The sequence below is a fragment of the Eikenella corrodens genome (assembly GCF_003990355.1).
In the GTDB taxonomy this organism is placed as follows: domain Bacteria; phylum Pseudomonadota; class Gammaproteobacteria; order Burkholderiales; family Neisseriaceae; genus Eikenella; species Eikenella corrodens_B.
The window spans coordinates 1638658-1652970 of the sequence record NZ_CP034670.1; the positions used below are offsets into that span (position 1 = coordinate 1638658).

Annotated in this window: 17 protein-coding genes; 7 read left to right on the forward strand and 10 right to left on the reverse strand. The window is 57.5% G+C overall.

What is annotated here, in order from left to right; all coding sequences use genetic code 11:
* Positions 1-69: 69 nt before the first annotated feature.
* A complete protein-coding gene (locus ELB75_RS08295; RefSeq protein WP_126983522.1) occupies positions 70-1314 on the reverse strand; it encodes a D-alanyl-D-alanine carboxypeptidase family protein in 1245 nt (414 codons plus the stop codon).
* 277 nt (positions 1315-1591) lie between these two features.
* Here ELB75_RS08295 and ilvA point away from each other — a divergent pair, with 277 nt between their 5' ends.
* The 4 genes from ilvA (at position 1592) to cutA (ending at position 4662) form a co-directional block, all read left to right on the forward strand.
* Positions 1592-3118 (forward strand): threonine ammonia-lyase, biosynthetic, encoded by a 1527-nt coding sequence (gene ilvA / locus ELB75_RS08300; protein WP_126983523.1) that lies wholly within the window; start codon positions 1592-1594, stop codon positions 3116-3118.
* 99 nt (positions 3119-3217) lie between these two features.
* On the forward strand, positions 3218-3853 hold the full coding sequence (locus ELB75_RS08305; RefSeq protein WP_126983524.1) for an alpha/beta hydrolase: 636 nt from the start codon (positions 3218-3220) through the stop codon (positions 3851-3853).
* Between the two features lie 122 nt (positions 3854-3975).
* Positions 3976-4266 carry a hypothetical protein gene (locus ELB75_RS08310; protein WP_126983525.1) on the forward strand — a complete coding sequence of 97 codons (291 nt, stop codon included), beginning with the start codon at positions 3976-3978 and terminating at the stop codon, positions 4264-4266.
* A gap of 57 nt (positions 4267-4323) precedes the next feature.
* Positions 4324-4662: a divalent-cation tolerance protein CutA gene (cutA, locus tag ELB75_RS08315; protein WP_126983526.1), complete on the forward strand. Its 339-nt coding sequence runs from the start codon at positions 4324-4326 to the stop codon at positions 4660-4662.
* 74 nt (positions 4663-4736) lie between these two features.
* Here cutA and ELB75_RS08320 read toward each other — a convergent pair.
* From ELB75_RS08320 to ELB75_RS08345, 6 genes are all read right to left on the reverse strand, one after another.
* Positions 4737-5532 (reverse strand): IS5 family transposase gene (locus tag ELB75_RS08320; RefSeq protein ID WP_126983527.1). Its coding sequence is split into 2 segments (ribosomal slippage): positions 4737-5165 and positions 5167-5532, totalling 795 coding nucleotides; the frame shifts between segments, so codons are not numbered across the junction.
* Positions 5533-5774: 242 nt separating this feature from the next.
* The gene (locus tag ELB75_RS08325) at positions 5775-6197 is read right to left on the reverse strand and encodes a hypothetical protein (RefSeq protein ID WP_126983528.1); all 423 of its coding nucleotides are present in this window, start codon (positions 6195-6197) and stop codon (positions 5775-5777) included.
* A 191-nt stretch (positions 6198-6388) separates the two neighbouring features.
* A complete protein-coding gene (locus tag ELB75_RS08330; protein WP_126983529.1) occupies positions 6389-6898 on the reverse strand; it encodes a hypothetical protein in 510 nt (169 codons plus the stop codon).
* Between the two features lie 61 nt (positions 6899-6959).
* Positions 6960-7634, reverse strand: coding sequence for a phosphoribosylglycinamide formyltransferase (gene purN / locus ELB75_RS08335; protein ID WP_241236058.1), 675 nt, complete (start codon positions 7632-7634; stop codon positions 6960-6962).
* A gap of 86 nt (positions 7635-7720) precedes the next feature.
* Positions 7721-8536 (reverse strand): glutamate racemase, encoded by an 816-nt coding sequence (murI, locus tag ELB75_RS08340; RefSeq protein ID WP_003821951.1) that lies wholly within the window; start codon positions 8534-8536, stop codon positions 7721-7723.
* Between the two features lie 115 nt (positions 8537-8651).
* Positions 8652-9134 carry an FxsA family protein gene (locus ELB75_RS08345; RefSeq protein WP_346962718.1) on the reverse strand — a complete coding sequence of 161 codons (483 nt, stop codon included), beginning with the start codon at positions 9132-9134 and terminating at the stop codon, positions 8652-8654.
* A 153-nt stretch (positions 9135-9287) separates the two neighbouring features.
* Between ELB75_RS08345 and ELB75_RS08350 the strand changes: the two genes are divergently transcribed.
* Both ELB75_RS08350 and ELB75_RS08355 read left to right on the forward strand, forming a co-directional pair.
* Positions 9288-9695 carry a nuclear transport factor 2 family protein gene (locus tag ELB75_RS08350; protein WP_431306044.1) on the forward strand — a complete coding sequence of 136 codons (408 nt, stop codon included), beginning with the start codon at positions 9288-9290 and terminating at the stop codon, positions 9693-9695.
* A gap of 327 nt (positions 9696-10022) precedes the next feature.
* Positions 10023-10700, forward strand: a complete 678-nt coding sequence (locus ELB75_RS08355) for a peptidoglycan DD-metalloendopeptidase family protein (protein WP_126983531.1) — start codon at positions 10023-10025, stop codon at positions 10698-10700.
* 64 nt (positions 10701-10764) lie between these two features.
* On the opposite strand, the gene ELB75_RS08360 is transcribed toward ELB75_RS08355, so the two are convergent.
* Positions 10765-11358 (reverse strand): glutathione S-transferase family protein, encoded by a 594-nt coding sequence (locus tag ELB75_RS08360; RefSeq protein WP_126983532.1) that lies wholly within the window; start codon positions 11356-11358, stop codon positions 10765-10767.
* Between the two features lie 119 nt (positions 11359-11477).
* Positions 11478-12188, reverse strand: coding sequence for a helix-turn-helix transcriptional regulator (locus tag ELB75_RS08365; RefSeq protein WP_126983533.1), 711 nt, complete (start codon positions 12186-12188; stop codon positions 11478-11480).
* A 348-nt stretch (positions 12189-12536) separates the two neighbouring features.
* Here ELB75_RS08365 and gloA point away from each other — a divergent pair, with 348 nt between their 5' ends.
* Complete coding sequence (gene gloA, locus ELB75_RS08370) at positions 12537-12932, forward strand: lactoylglutathione lyase (protein WP_126983534.1); 396 nt, start codon at positions 12537-12539, stop codon at positions 12930-12932.
* A gap of 256 nt (positions 12933-13188) precedes the next feature.
* Here the strand turns inward: gloA and ELB75_RS08375 are convergent, their stop codons facing one another.
* Complete coding sequence (locus tag ELB75_RS08375; protein ID WP_126983535.1) at positions 13189-13905, reverse strand: SDR family oxidoreductase; 717 nt, start codon at positions 13903-13905, stop codon at positions 13189-13191.
* Between the last annotated feature and the right edge of the window lie 408 nt (positions 13906-14313).

The window sequence follows — 14313 nt, forward strand, 5'->3', positions numbered from 1 at the left end:
CACAAAAGGCTACCTGAAAACCCCCGTTCCGAGTTTTCAGGTAGCCTTTATCGCATCAATCAAGCCGTGTTAAGACCCGCTAAACAGGCTCTTAAACCACAGTACAATGCTGTCCCACAGGCGGCCGAAGAAGCCGGCTTCGGCCACGTCGTTGAGCGCCACCACGTCTTTCTGCGCCACCACGCGGTTTTGCGCGTCCATAAATTTCACAGTGCCGAGCACTTGGCCTTTGCTAATCGGCGCGAGCACGGGCTGCACGGTTTCCAGCACGGGCTGCAGCTGCGCGGCCTGGCCGTGCGGCACGGTGATATAGGTGGCGTCGATAAAGCCCACGTTCACCGCGTTATCCGCGCCTTTATACACTTTCACCTGCGAAATGGCGGTTTCGGCCTCATACAGTTTGGGCGTGTCGTAGGATTGCAGCGCCCAGTTGAGCAGTTTGCTGCTCTCGGCGGCGCGCGCCTGCATGCTTTCGGTACCCACCACCACGGAAATCACGCGGCGGCCGTTGCGTTTGCTGGAGGCAACCAGGTTGTAGCCTGCGCTGTCGGTGTGGCCGGTTTTCATGCCGTCCACGTCGGGGTCGCGGTAGAGCAGCAGGTTGCGGTTGGGCTGGGTGATGTTGTTGTAGCTGTAAGACTGGATGGAATAGAGTGGATAGTATTGCGGATAGTCGTGAATAATGGCGGCGGAAAGGGTGATGAGGTCTTGCACCGAGGTGTAGTGCTGCGCGCCGGGCAGGCCGGTGCTGTTTTCAAAATGAGTGTCTTTCATGCCGAGCCGTTTGGCTTCGGCGTTCATCAGCTGCACAAACTGCGCTTCGCTGCCGGCCACGGCTTCGGCCAGGGTAATGGAGGCATCGTTGCCGGACTGCACAATCAGGCCTTTGAGCAAATCGTCCACGCGGGCGGGGGTTTTCGGATCGAGGAACATGCGCGAGCCTTCCACCTTCCAGCCCTGCTCGGAAACGGTAAAGGTTTGGTCGGGCTTGAGTTTGCCTTCTTCCAGCGCTTTAAACACCAAATAGGCGGTCATCAGCTTGGTGAGCGAGGCGGGTTCGATGTGTTCGTTTAATTTGTGCGAGGCGAGCATCTGGCCGCTTTGCGCGTCATACACGGCATAGGCCGAGGCTTTGATTTCGGGCAGCCCCACGGCGGTTACGGGCTGGGTAGCGGCGGAATTGACGGCGGCAGCCGGAGCGGAAGCGGCGGGGGCAGAGGCTTGGCGGGGGGCGGAAGCGGCTTGCGGCGCGGCCTGCACCTGCCAGCCGGCCACTAAAAGGGATAGGGTGAGGAGGGTGAGTTTTTGTTTCATTGCGTTGTCTGTTGGATTGGATTGAATGGCTTGCCGCCGGCAGGCTTGGGATTGAGGCTACCTGAAAGCGGAACTGCAAGGAAGTGAAAGCGCAACGGAAATACTGCAACGCAGAAATTTTTCAGGTAGCCTGCCGCCAAAAGCCAATCATGCGGCAAAATCGCGCCGATTATAGCCGCTCAAGCTTGTATTGCTAAGCGTTTAACCTGATTTTTCTTGCCAGCGGCGGCGCAAACGGAGTATCTTGCCGCCTTTGAGCCTGTTTTCGACACCCATCATGCCCCTGCCCCACACCGACTACCTCACCCGCATCCTCACCGCCTCCGTTTACGACGTGGCCGCCGAAACGCCGCTCGATTTCGCCCGCAACCTTTCCGCGCGCAGCGGCAACCGCATCTTGCTCAAACGCGAAGACCTGCAGCCCGTTTTCTCTTTCAAAATCAGGGGGGCATACAACAAAATGGCCAAGCTGCCGCCCGAGCTCTTGCAAAAAGGCGTGATTACCGCCAGCGCCGGCAACCACGCGCAGGGCGTGGCGCTTTCCGCGCAGAAGCTCGGCTGCGAAGCCACCATCGTGATGCCCGAAACCACGCCGCAGATTAAAGTGGACGCTGTGCGTTCGCGCGGCGGCAAAGTGGTGCTCAAAGGCGTGTCGTTCAACGATGCCTACGACCACGCCGTAGAGCTGGCCAAAAGCAGCGGCCAAACCTATATCCCGCCGTTTGACGATCCCGACGTGATTGCCGGCCAAGGCACCATCGGGCTGGAAATCGTGCGCCAGCATTCCAAGCCGATTGATGCCGTGTTCGTGCCCATCGGCGGCGGCGGGCTGGCGGCCGGCGTGGCCGTGTTCATTAAGCAGGTGCGCCCCGAAATCAAGGTAATCGGCGTGCAAACCCATGATTCCTGCGCCATGAAAACCTCCATCGAAGAAGGCCGCCTGGTGGCGCTCAAAGACGTCGGCCTGTTTTCAGACGGCACAGCGGTGAAGCTGGTGGGCGAAGAAACCTTCCGCCTGTGCCGCGAATTCTTAGATGAAATCATCACGGTGGACACCGACGCTATCTGCGGCGCGCTCAAAGATATTTTCGACGACACCCGCAGCATCTGCGAGCCCGCCGGTGCGCTGGCCTTGGCCGGCCTCAAAGCCTATATCGCCCGCGAGCAGGCGCAGGGCCAAACCCTGATTGCCGTCACCAGCGGCGCCAACATCAATTTCCACCGCCTGCGCCACGTTTCCGAGCGCAGCGAGCTGGGCGAAGGCAACGAAGGTATTTTTGCCGTGTCGATTCCCGAACAGCCCGGCAGCTTCCTCAAGTTCATCAACATTTTGGGCAGCCGCAACATCACCGAATTCAACTACCGCTACGGCGACGACGCCACCGCCCATATTTTCGTGGGTATCCAAAGCAAAGGCGCGTCCGACCTGGCCGCCATCAGCGCCGAACTCACCGCCGCCGGCCTGCCCAACACCGACCTCACCGACGACGAAACCGCCAAAATCCACATCCGCTATATGGTAGGCGGCCGCACCGGCAAAGTGGCGCACGAACGCCTGTTCAGCTTCGAGTTCCCCGAACGCCCCGGCGCGCTGGCCTACTTCCTCAGCCGGATGCAGAGCAGCTGGAACATCACCCTGTTCCACTACCGCAACCACGGCTCGGATTACGGCCGCGTGCTGGTGGGCATCGACGTGCCGCCCGCCGACCACCAAGCCTTCGCCACCTTCCTGCAAGAGCTGGGCTATGTGCACACCGAGCAAACCGACAACGCCGCCTACCGCCTATTCCTCGGCCAGGCCTAAATCTTTTCAGGTAGCCTCATCAGCCCGTTCAGGCTACCTGAAATCATAAGCTCTAGCGTAGTTCAAACCAAAATCCATTTATAAACCAAGAGAACCCAAATGCTCGCTCCCCAACACCTCCTCTGGATAGACGGCCCCGCCGGCCGCCTGCACACCATCTACCTGCCGCCCGAAGCCCCCGAGCGCGGCGTGGCCGTCATCAACCACCCCAACCCCCTGCACGGCGGCACGTTTACCAACAAAGTGATCCAAACCGCCGCCAAAGTTTATGCCCGCCTCGGCTTCCACTGCTACCTGCCCAACCTGCGCGGCGTTGGCGAAAGCGAAGGCGAACACGACTACGGGCGCGGCGAAACCGACGACTGCCTCGCCGTCATCGACTACGCCCAAAGCCAACACCCGCATGCCGCCCAACTCATCATTTCCGGCTTCTCCTTCGGCGGCTACGTGAGCCTGTTTGCCGCCCAGCAGCGCCGGCCCGATGCCCTCGTGCTGCTCGGCCCCGCCGTGGGCATGTATGAAGTGCCCGCCGCCCAAGCCGCCGATCCGGCGCATACTTTGGCAATCCACGGCGAAATTGATGAAGTCGTCCCACTGGCCAACGCCCTCAGCTGGGCCGCCCCGCAAGACATCCCCGTGGTTGTGCTGCCCCAATCCTCCCACTTCTTCCACGGCAAACTCATCCCCCTGCGCGACACCCTGCTGCGCTTCGTGCCCGGCGTGTTGGGAAAATAAGCTAATCAGTTTCAGGTAGCCTTTAGATGTAGAAAGGCTACCTGAAAACTATCCGCCATTTGACAGTTGAATCATATCCAATAATAATCACTTAAACTTTTCATTATGATAAAACACCTCAAATGTCTAACTCTCCTCTATATTTGGATAAGATTATCTATCATCCTACTAGCCATAAAGTTACTCTATTTTTTAATTGGAATGGAGAAAAAACTATTCTTTCTGCACAAATCACAAGCAGCGGCACTGGAGACGATCTGATACGTGGAATCGCATCAGAAGAACTCTCAAACTTTATAATGAAATTTATTCATACAGAAGGATTTGTATCTAATTTAAATAAATTATTTAATATTATTCTAAACTATGCTGATAAAAATTTATTTGAGGATTTTCCAATTCAAATCATGTAGTAATCATTTTGCTGAATCTACCCCTAATCCCTAGCAAAATAATCTTTTCACTAGACCATGCCCACCTGCCAACCCGCCATCGTCCTCACCACCTGCCCCAACCAAGCCGAAGCCGAACGCATCGGCTTGCTTCTATTGCAACAGCGCCTTGCCGCCTGCGTGCAATACGAAGCCATTCAAAGTCAATATTTCTGGCAGGGCGAGCTCTGTTGCGACAGCGAAATCCGCCTCACCATCAAAACCGCCGAACGGCACTACCCCGCCGTTGAGCGCCTCATCCTCGAGCAGCACAGCTACGATTGCCCGCAAATCCTGCTGCTGCCCGTATCCGGCGGCACAGAAGGCTACCTGAAATGGCTGAACGACAACCTCGCGTCAGAACCCGGCGAACTTTAGCCAGCCACTCAGCCGTATATTGCCGCAGATCAAAGGCTACCTGAAAAACTATATTAGACCTCTTGCGAAAATATTCATCCCATCGCATTAACCAGTCCTGCAATCAGATTTGCCCTTAACCCGAACCGTTTCCGCCTGTTGCGGTAAGGCAGCGACAATATTTTGAATATCTTCAGTTTCCTGTTGATGTGCTCGATGACGGTTCTGAGTTTGCCTAACCGCCTGTTCGCCTCTTTATCCTGTTTGTCCGGCGGATGACGTTTGGATTTCTTTTTCGGGGTCTGTAATCCGGTTTTGGCCAATCCTTGATAACCCTTATCCGCAATGACTATTTTGTAGGGATAAAGCTCTGCAAGGTGCCTCTTGGCTAAACGCATGTCATGCCGGGCACCCATCCCCGTCCGGATGCTGATGATTTTTTCCGTTTCCCTGCCGTATATGACCCGGATTTTAACCGTGTGCCGCCTTTTCTTGCCGCTGTAATACTGCCGCTGTTTTTTTGGGACGTTCAATCGGGCTTTCGGTAACGTCAATGATGACCGTTTGGTCGCCCGGATTCTTGTGCTTTGGCAGGGAGAAGCGTTTGCAACGGATGAGGGCGTCCTCGGTTTTACGGATGGTGCGGCAGACATTGCTTTCGGAAAGGCCGTAGATGGCGGCCAATTCGAGTTGGGTATGGTAATGACGCAGATAGCTTAGGGTAAGCAGCAGTTGGTCTGCCAAACCGAGCGTATGCGGCCTGCCCGACTTGACCTTCCGGCTTTCTGCTTCTGTGGAGACTTGCAGCATTTCGTGAAAAAGGACGGGCGTTACACCTGTGAGCCGTTTGAATTCGCTATCGCTTCTTTGGATGAGGTTTTCGTATTTCATTTGGGAATTGTAAATCTTCAGGATACTTTCGCAATAGGTCTATTGATATTTATAAGCCGTTTCATTCTAAAAAAAAGCAGATCAATTTCTTCCACAGTTTATTTCTCTTTCCCTAACAACAAGCCACACATTCAACATTCAATCAGGCTACCTGAAAACCATCAGCCTCCAAAAACCCTGCCACACTGTATTTCCACTTCGCCGGAGTCTCACTGTTCAGATAGCCCCAGCCCCGCTAATCCTCACTCTCCCTCGGCGGCACGGGCGCGAACCAGCCCACCAGCAGGAGCAGCAGCCACAATGCCAGCGGCAGCGCCAGCCAGCCGATTTGCCCACACACCACCCAGTATTTCACCGGCAAGGATGCCGCAGAAGGCAGTGGCCGAAGCCACCCACAGCGCAAACGCCGCCATGCCCCAGCCGCGATCGGTATCGTGCGAACAGAAGTCTTGCAGGCGCAAAACCCATGCCAACAAGGCAGCCAAGGCCAGGTGCATGAGGCTACCTAAAAACGCGTGCGCCACCAAATCGGCACGGCTCAATCCGCCAAACAGCAGCATGGCGTTCGGAATCAGCAGCGGCACCAGCAAAAGCGCAGTGCGCCTGCCCTGCCGACAATCAAGCAGCCAAGCTGCCTCCATCCACAAAGCGAAGGGCAGCGGCAAAGTCCACAGCGGAGTGCTGCCGGTTAGGCTTTCCGGCAGATGGTGCAGCAGGTTTACCGAAGAGAGTATCGTGAATTAACAAAAACCAGTACAACGTTGGTTCGCCTTGCCGTACTGGTTTTTGTTAATCCACTATAAACGGCGGGCGGCTTGCTGTATACCAATATGCAGCGCACCAATCCTGCCTGCCGTTACAACCAGCCGATGCGATGTAAGATAATTTGCAGTAACACAAACAGGATGATCAAAGTAATCTTGAGACCCCAAGAATACCGAAATTGGAGGGCTTTACTCCGCCAGGCGGAAGGTGTTTCGGTTACAGGCGGTTCGGCGTAGACAACCGCGCCTTCTTTTACACGGTAGCTTTCGCCCGCATCGCCGAGCACATAGCTGCCGTCATTGAGCGCCAGCATGATGTCTAGCAACAATTGCAGCTGGCTTTCGCTTGGATTTTTCAGCCACAGGCTGCCGCCTTCTTGCTCGTTGTGGCTGTAGAAAATAGCGGTGTCTTCGTCTGGCTCGCTTTCAGGCAGCCTGTCGGCGTTTGTGGGCGGGGCAAAGCAGATGAAATTGCCCTCGGCATCATGGCAGGCTTCGAGCTGGAACTGCTCTTTCAACAGGCGGGCGATATCACTGAAACTGTCGAGGATTTTGGCTTGGCCGGGGGCTTGGTCGTTTAGCAAATAAACCAGATAGCTCATTGATTTTCTCCGTTATAGTGAATTAACAAAAACCAGTATAGCGTTGGCTCGCCTTGCCGTACTATTTGTACTGTCTGCGGCTCGCCGCCTTGTCCTGATTCAAATTTAATCCACTATAGTTTTGCCCGACTGCGCCTGCGGTGCGCCGGTTGTGTACGCGTTTGCCGTGAATGCTGAGATGACCGGCGGCGAAATCGGCCACGGCTTGCGGCAGCAGCTGGTGTTCGACTTTTAGCACGCGTGCGGCCAAGGTATCGGCGGTGTCGGTATCGTACACGGGCACGGCGCCTTGGGCGATGATGGGGCCGCAATCGAGCTCGGCGGTAACGAAGTGCACGGTACAGCCGGCGAGGCGGCAGCCTTCGTCAATGGCGCGTTGGTGGGTGTGCAGGCCGGGGAAGGCAGGCAACAGGGAGGGATGGATGTTGATGGTTTGATTGGCAAAGCGGCTGCAAAACTCGGGCGGGAGAATACGCATATAGCCGGCGAGCAGCACGAGGTCGGGCGCGTGGCCAGCCACCATCTCGAGCATGGCTTGGTTGAAATCGGCTCGGCTGGGGTAGTCTTTGGGATTGAGGGCGGCGGTGTGGATGCACTGCTCTGCCGCCCAGGCCAGGCCTGGGGCTTGGGGATTGTCGGAGAGCACGGCGGCGATGTGCAGATGGGGGATATTGGCTTGTACCACGGCCTGCATATTGCTGCCGCGGCCGGAAATGAGGATGACGGTTTTGGTCATGGTGTAATCATTTGAAAAGTGGTAGGAATATTTTTCAGGTAGCCTGTGTGATGACAAGCAAGGCTACCTGAAAATCTTAGAGGCAATCAGCCCAGCCGCATCATTTCAATCTGCTCGAGGCTGCGGCCGAGGAAGCGTTCGCCGATGGTTTGGAAGCGCAGGGGGATATCGCTCACATAGAAGTGGTAGTCGGCGGGGGTTTGGCTGGGGTTGAGCAGGCCGGCCTCGGCGAGGGCGGCGGCGGTGGCTTCGGCGGTGGTGAGCGCGGAATCCACCAGCGCCAGATGCGGGGCTTCGCTTTGCAGCAGGGGTTTGAGCAGGGGATAGTGGGTGCAGCCGAGCACGAGGGTGTCGATGTCTTCAGCGAGCAGCGGCTTGAGGTATTCGCGCACGGTGAGGCGGGTAACTTCGTGCTCGAGCCAGCCTTCTTCCACCAGCGGCACCAGCAGCGGGCAGGCCTGGGAGGGCACGCGCGCCTGCGGGTTTTGCGCGTGGATGGCGCGGGCGTAGGCGTTGGAATTAACGGTGGTGGACGTGGCGATGATGCCGATGCGGCCGTTGCGGCTGGTAGCCAGCGCGGCTTGCGCACCGGCGGCAATCACGTCGAGCACGGGCATACCGCCGGCGGTTTGCCGCACTTTGGCGCCGGCCACAGCGGCGATGGTATTGCAGGCAATCACCAGTGCTTTCACGTCGTGCTGCATTAAGAATTCAACGATTTGCGCGGTGTAGGTTTCGATAGTGCTGCGCGATTTCACGCCGTAAGGCACGCGGGCGGTGTCGCCGAAATAAACGATGTTTTCATTGGGCAGCCGTTCCATCAGCGCGCGCACCACGGTGAGCCCGCCGACGCCGGAATCGAATACGCCGATGGGGCGCTGCGTGAGGCTGTTCGGTTTCATGTTGCTGGGTTTGCTGTTGCGGGAAAAGGCGTATTGTACACGCGCGGCGGATAAGCGAAAGGCTACCTGAAATCTTTGTCTTGATTTTCAGGTAGCCTTTTGAGGTGAATCAGCCTTATTGCGGCGGCTTGTAATCGTGCTGCTCCAACAAGCGGGTTTCTTCACGCTCCTCTTGCGGGCGCACGGTTTCAAACTCGCCGTCGATGATGTCGCCGTCGGCCCGATAACCCGAGGCACGGTAGTTCTGACCCGTTTCGTTTGGCCGCACCGCCGCCGGGCCGCCCTTAATCGGCAGCATCAGCAGCAAGGCCAAAGCGGTGGACACAAAGCCGGGCGACATCAACAGCAGCGCCGCCACAATATAGCGCAGCGGCCACAGCAATTGGTAAAACGACACCTCGCCCCGGCTATTAAACAGCGAACCGGCCAGCATCACCGAAGAAAAACCCAAGTTGCGCAGCATCACCATCCCGGCCATAAACGACAACACCATCAGCAACAGCGTAGGCATTCCGCCAAGCCGCCCGGCCACCATCACAATCGAGGCCGCTTCCGCGCCCGCCAACAGCAAGAGCCAAATTCCAAGGTAACGCATCATTTTTTCCTTTTTAAACAAAGAAATAATTTTAGCTTCGCAGCAACTCAACACCAAAGCATCGTTTTCACGAAATTCGCTTCGCCCATTTTCAGGTAGCCTGCAAGCGTCAGCAAGCGTAGTATTCGGTTTTCGCATCCGACACAGGGAAACATCATGACCGCCGAACAAATCTACCGGCAATGGCACGAAGCCGCCAAAAGCCGCGACACCGCCGCCCTGCTCGCCCTGTACCACGAAGCAGCCGAGCTCGAATCGCCGCTGGTGCCCATCATCCTTAATCAAAACAGCGGTGTGCTGCATGGCAAAGCCGAAATCGGCCGCTTCCTCGAAGAAGGCACCCGCCGCCGTCCCAACGAATTAGTGCGCTGGTATCGCAGCGGCCAATACCTTGCCAGCGGCGACCTCCTCGTGTGGGAATACCCGCGCCAAACGCCCGATGGCGAGCAAATCGACATTTTAGAACTGATGCAGCTCAAAGACGGCCTCATCTGGCGCCACCGCATCTACTGGGGCTGGTTCGGCACACAGATGCTGATTCAATCGGCGCTATCCAAGGCTTAAGCCCGAGGGCGCAACGGCCATCCCTATATCTGCCCGCCGGGCGCAAAATCAAGCGGGCGGCAGCAAAGTTTACCGCCGTTTGCAGTTGGCCATCCGGCTAGCTGAAAAAACCAAACCATTAGCTTCAACGCGGTTAGACATTGATTCCGGCAAGCCAAACCCCATTCGAAACGGTTTGTATCCGCCCCCTTGCCCGCCCGCCAACCGTTCATTTCCTCCGCCCCGCCGCCTAGGCCGTTTTTACAGCAAGCAGCATCCTATAGTATGATAAAGGCATTCTTTATTATTGTTCAGGTAGCCCAGCTGCCCCATCACACGGAGCGCTTCATGAAATTCTCTTCCGCCTGCACCGCCTTCTTATGCACCGTCCTCCTGGCCGCCTGCGCCGGTACATCCTCCGGCGGCGCACCCTCCGGCGGTGACCAATACTACCGCGTGCAGCGCGGCGACACGCTCTACCGCATCAGCCGACGCTTCAACCAACCCGTCTCCCGCCTGATGGCCTGGAACAACCTGAAAAACCCCTCCCAACTCGAAGTGGGTCAACGATTGCGCGTGGGCAGCAGCACCCGTAACACATCCGTCAGCAATACACCCAACCGCACGGTAACACGCACCCCGGCCGAACGCACCAGCGCCGCGCCCAGCAGCCTGCAATGGCCGGTGCGTGGCGAAATCATCACCCCGTTTAACGGCTCCTCCAGCAAAGGCATCGACATCGCCGGCAGCGCCGGCACCCCGGTGAAAGCCGTCGCGCCCGGCCGCGTGAGCTATGTGGGCGAAGGCATCCGCGGCTACGGCAAGCTTATCCTCATCAACCACACCGGCGGTATGCTCACCGCCTACGCGCACAACAGCCAAATCAGCGTGCGCGAAGGCCAGCAGGTATCCGCCGGACAAACCATCGCCACCATGGGCAACAGCGGCACCGACCGCGTGAAACTGCACTTCGAAGTGCGCATAAACAACCGAGCCGTCAATCCGATGGATTACCTGCCGAAATAAACGTTTGGCACATAACATAAAAGGCTACCTGAAATTTCAGGTAGCCTGTTTTCGTGCCAACGCCCTATTCCTGTGCCGCCCGTGCGGCCGGCCGTTGCAAATGCCGCTGCATATAGCTTGCAAACGGCTCAACGTTTGGCACTACTTGGGCGCGGAACATGCCCCAGGCCAAGAGGCTGCTCAAGTATAAATCAAGCGCGCTAAAATGCTGCCCCAGGGCGTATTCGCGGCCGTCGGCCAGCAGGGTTTGCAGGGTGTTCAATGCGGTATCGAAATCGCCGTAGCCGATCGCGCGGCGGCGATCTTCGCTCTGCGGCACTTGTTGCCAACGGTCGAGAGTGGCGTATTCAAGCTGCGTGCCAAACCACAGCCAGCGGTAGTATTGCCCGCGCTCCGGCGTGCCCGCGGCGGGGATCAGCCTTTTTTCGGGGAAAAGCTCGGCCAAATAGGTGAGGATGGCGGGCAGCTCGGTAATCACTTGCCCGGCATGTTTGATAGCTGGTACTTTGCCCATCGGGTTGATGGCCAGATAGTCTGCCTCTTTGAGCTGCGGGTAGTCCAGCGCCACGGTGTCGTAATCCGCACCGCATTCGGCCAGCATCCAGCGTACATTGTTGCCGCGCGAAGGGTGCACGGTATAGAGGGTGATTTTGTTCATGATGTTTCCTTTTAAAACAGTTGATTGTGTTTTCAGGTAGCCTGAAGTGCAGTCATGATACGCCTTGGCTGTGTCAGTTTTTGTCAGCAGCCAAGGTCACAGCTAAAATGAAATCAACACTAGCGGCTCAAATCAAATGCACTCAAATCCAGCCCTTCCTGCTGCCGCCAGCGTTGCAGCAGCAAGCGGTGCGGCATGGGATAGGCTGCGCCGGTTTGAATCTGCGCAATGCAGTCGCAACGGAAATGGCGGAATGCCTGCCGCAAGGTGCACCAGGCCGCCAACAGCCGCACATCGTCCAAATAACCCAGCGCCACCGGCCACACCGTACGCCGGCTGGCCTGCCCCTGCAAATCCGTGTAGCTGAAGCTGAGCTCCGTTTCCTGCCGCAAAGCCTGCCGAACCAGTGCCAATACCTGCTCTTCGCCGCTCCCATACGACGTGCCGCCTATCGGATACACCGCATGCGCCGCTGCCTGCTCGGCCAAGCGTGCGGGTAACACCGCGTGCACCTTGCCCAACACCGAGCGTGCTGCCTCCGCCATTTCGCCATCGGCATGCGCCGCCGCCCAGCGCATGCCTAGCATCAGTGCTTCAAGCTCGTTTTCGCTAAACATCAGCGGCGGCAGGTTGCAGTCCTGCTGCAACACAAAGCCCACGCCCGCCTCCCCTCCAATCACCGCGCCCTGATGACGCAACGTATCGATGTCGCGGTACACCGAGCGCACGCTGATGCCCAGCTCCTGCGCCAGCAGCCGCGCGCTTTTCGGATGGCGGCTGGTGCGCAAAAGCTGCAAGAGTTTGAGCAGGCGGTCGGTGCGGTTGGGCATGATGAATCTCCGAATGGGTTTCAGGTAGCCTCGCGGTTTGAATGAAAGGCTACCTGAAAATATATTGGATGAACATTAAGCACGGGGCAAGGCATCGTCTCATAGTGAATTAACAAAAACCAGTACAGCGTTGGCTCGCCTTGCCGTACTATTTGTACTGTCTGCGGCTTGCCGCCTTGTCCTGATTTTTGTTAATCCACTATAGCGATGATACCGCGTTTGCAAACCACCGCGGCAAGCGGCTGACTGAAATCCGGCTCCTTCGTTTCCAGGCCGACCCAAGCTCCTCAGCCCGCCGCGAACCTGCTACAATCCGCCTCCCTAGCAAACACCAACCAAGGACAAACCATGCGAATCCTCCACACCATGCTGCGCGTCGGCAACCTCGAAGCCTCCCTCGCCTTCTACCAAGAAGTGCTCGGCATGAAGCTCCTGCGCCGCAAAGACTACCCCGAAGGCCGCTTCACCCTCGCCTTCGTCGGCTACGGCAGCGAAGACGAAACCGCCGTACTCGAGCTCACCCACAACTGGGATACCCCAAGCTACGACCTCGGCAACGCCTACGGCCACATCGCCATCGAAGTGGAAGATGCCTACGCCGCCTGCGATGCGGTGCGCGCCAAAGGCGGCAAAGTGGTGCGCGAAGCCGGCCCGATGAAACACGGCAGCACCGTTATCGCCTTCGTGGAAGACCCGGACGGCTACAAAATCGAATTCATCCAAAAGCACGGCCGCGCAGATTAAAGCCCCGGCCAAGCAAGATAGCAGGCCGAATTAACTTTCGATACCGGGCCGCAAACAATGGCGAAGCCCGCTATTTTGCTTAGCAAAAAGGCTACATGAAAATTTTCAGGTAGCCTTTTCGGTATGTTTGATTGAATGGTTTCAATCGGTTATTGGTGTGGCGGAATATGCAAAAGTTCAGCCGGTTTGCAGGCAACAGCCAAGCGGATGGGCAACACCGTCGGTTTCCGGAATGCCCGCCGGTTGGCCGGCCTGATTAAAGATACACAATCTCGCCGCTGCGGCCTTTGCTTTCCCCGCTCATCCAATATACGAACTCGGGGGCAAGTTCGCTTAATTCGCGCCGCTCGCTGCTGGCTTCGCCGGGATGGGTTTTCATGCGCTGCGGGGAATTAACGGGGCCGGGCACGAGCACGTTGGCGCGCAGGTTGGGAAAACGCGACCATTCGTCGGCGGCCACTTTGCACAAATAATTCAAAGCGGCTTTAGAAGCGCCGAAACCGCCCCAATAGGCCTGCGGGGTTTCGCCGTGGCTCTCGCCGATAAAGGCCACGGAGGCATCTTCGGCCGCCTGCAGCATGGGCAGGCAGGCGCGGGTGAGCGCCATGGGGGCGACGGTGTTGATGCGGTATTGGTTCACCCACTCGGCCACGGTTTGGAATTCCAGCGGCGAGAGCGCGTAGAAATAGGCGGCGCTGTGAATGATGCCGTTGAGGCGGCCGCCGGTGGCTTCGGCCACGGCTCTGGCCAGGCGTTCGTATTCCTGCTCTTCGGCGGCCAGCAGGTCGAACACCACGGCGAAGGGCTCGGGGCAGCCGGCGGAAACGATGGCGTCGTACACTTTTTCCAGCTTTTTCTGACTCCTGCCCACCAACACCACGGTGGCGCCGGCTTCGGCACAGACGCGGGCGGCTTCGGCACCGAGGCCTTGCGAGGCGCCGGTAATCAGGATGACTCTATCTTGCAGTTTCATGCGTTTCCTTTCTGGCGGGCAAACGGGGCGGCTTTGGCTTGCGGAAGCTTTCCCTGCCGCTAAGGATGTGTTTGTTCCCAAGGGGCTTATATAGTGAATTAACAAAAACCAGTACGGCTTTGGCTCGCCTTGCCGTACCGTGTGTACTGCCTGCGGCTCGCCGCCTTGTCCTGATTTTTGTTCATCCACTATATTTTCAGGTAGCCCGAGGAACACCTGAGGCTACCTGAAAATATACGGCCAATCAACTCCATGCCCGATACGGCATCGCCCGCTGCAAGCCTGCCCGTTAAGGAATCCGCGGCCGCCGGCCTTGTTGCAGGCTGCCCAAAACCTTGCAGAAGCAGGCTTCACGCCCGCCCGGGCGATTGGCAGGCTGCCTGAAAAATTGAATGCCGCCGGGCATCG

Coding starts and splice junctions, on each gene's coding strand:
- ELB75_RS08365 (WP_126983533.1), bottom strand. CDS start 12,188: ATGCCCAACCGCACCGACCGCCTGCTCAAACTCTTGCAGCTTTTGCGC.
- ELB75_RS08295 (WP_126983522.1), bottom strand. CDS start 1,314: ATGAAACAAAAACTCACCCTCCTCACCCTATCCCTTTTAGTGGCCGGC.
- cutA (WP_126983526.1), top strand. CDS start 4,324: ATGCCCACCTGCCAACCCGCCATCGTCCTCACCACCTGCCCCAACCAA.
- ELB75_RS08350 (WP_431306044.1), top strand. CDS start 9,288: ATGACCGCCGAACAAATCTACCGGCAATGGCACGAAGCCGCCAAAAGC.
- ELB75_RS08305 (WP_126983524.1), top strand. CDS start 3,218: ATGCTCGCTCCCCAACACCTCCTCTGGATAGACGGCCCCGCCGGCCGC.
- ELB75_RS08360 (WP_126983532.1), bottom strand. CDS start 11,358: ATGAACAAAATCACCCTCTATACCGTGCACCCTTCGCGCGGCAACAAT.
- ELB75_RS08310 (WP_126983525.1), top strand. CDS start 3,976: ATGTCTAACTCTCCTCTATATTTGGATAAGATTATCTATCATCCTACT.
- ELB75_RS08345 (WP_346962718.1), bottom strand. CDS start 9,134: ATGATGCGTTACCTTGGAATTTGGCTCTTGCTGTTGGCGGGCGCGGAA.
- ELB75_RS08355 (WP_126983531.1), top strand. CDS start 10,023: ATGAAATTCTCTTCCGCCTGCACCGCCTTCTTATGCACCGTCCTCCTG.
- purN (WP_241236058.1), bottom strand. CDS start 7,634: ATGACCAAAACCGTCATCCTCATTTCCGGCCGCGGCAGCAATATGCAG.
- ELB75_RS08330 (WP_126983529.1), bottom strand. CDS start 6,898: ATGAGCTATCTGGTTTATTTGCTAAACGACCAAGCCCCCGGCCAAGCC.
- ELB75_RS08375 (WP_126983535.1), bottom strand. CDS start 13,905: ATGAAACTGCAAGATAGAGTCATCCTGATTACCGGCGCCTCGCAAGGC.
- murI (WP_003821951.1), bottom strand. CDS start 8,536: ATGAAACCGAACAGCCTCACGCAGCGCCCCATCGGCGTATTCGATTCC.
- gloA (WP_126983534.1), top strand. CDS start 12,537: ATGCGAATCCTCCACACCATGCTGCGCGTCGGCAACCTCGAAGCCTCC.
- ilvA (WP_126983523.1), top strand. CDS start 1,592: ATGCCCCTGCCCCACACCGACTACCTCACCCGCATCCTCACCGCCTCC.